A 695-nucleotide genomic window follows, 5' to 3' on the forward strand; every position below is an offset into this window, starting at 1 on the left:
ATTTGACCTTGTTCCAGTTTATCGAGCTGGGCTTGGTCTTTAATGCTCTCATTGTCAACAACCAGATAGGTGTGACCTTGATGGTTGAAGGTGGTGCCGATATCTTTGTCATTACAGGTAACAGCAATGCTTTCAATCGGGCCTTTTACATTGGAGGTATCCCATTGACTGATGTCTTGGTCAAAACTCGTGGCCTGTTTAAATATGCCATGCATGTTACTAACGTTAGTGGTATTCCAATCACCGATGGGTTGGTTAAAGGCTTTGGCGCCTGAAAACATCCTACCCATAGACCTTACATTGGAGGTATTCCAGTTGCCGATGGGTTGGTTAAAGGCGGAGGCTCCTTCAAACATCGCCCTCATATATTTAACCCTGGAGGTATCCCAGTCACCGATGGGTTGGTTAAAGTTGATGGCACCTGAAAACATCCTCTCCATATACCTTACCTTGGAGGTATCCCAGTTACCGATGGGCTGGTTAAAACTGGAGGCGCCTGAAAACATCTCCCTCATATTCCATACCTCGGAAGTATCCCAATCACTGATATCGGCATTAAAGTCCCCCCGACCTTTAAAGAGGCCATCCATATTAGTCGCATGAGAGGTACAAAAGCGGATTTGACCTTGTTCCAGTTTATCGAGCTGGGCTTGGTCTTTAATGCTTTCATTGTCAACAACCAGATAGGCGTGACC

The 695-nt window shown here is 45.8% G+C and carries 1 protein-coding gene; it reads right to left on the reverse strand.

Features of this window, described 5'->3' with window-relative positions:
- Nucleotides 1-695, reverse strand: a 695-nt coding sequence (locus tag RH40_RS01665; protein WP_009599534.1) for a BspA family leucine-rich repeat surface protein, incomplete at both ends; no start/stop codon positions are given.

The organism is Vibrio caribbeanicus ATCC BAA-2122 (assembly GCF_000165125.1).
Taxonomy (GTDB): Bacteria; Pseudomonadota; Gammaproteobacteria; order Enterobacterales; family Vibrionaceae; genus Vibrio; species Vibrio caribbeanicus.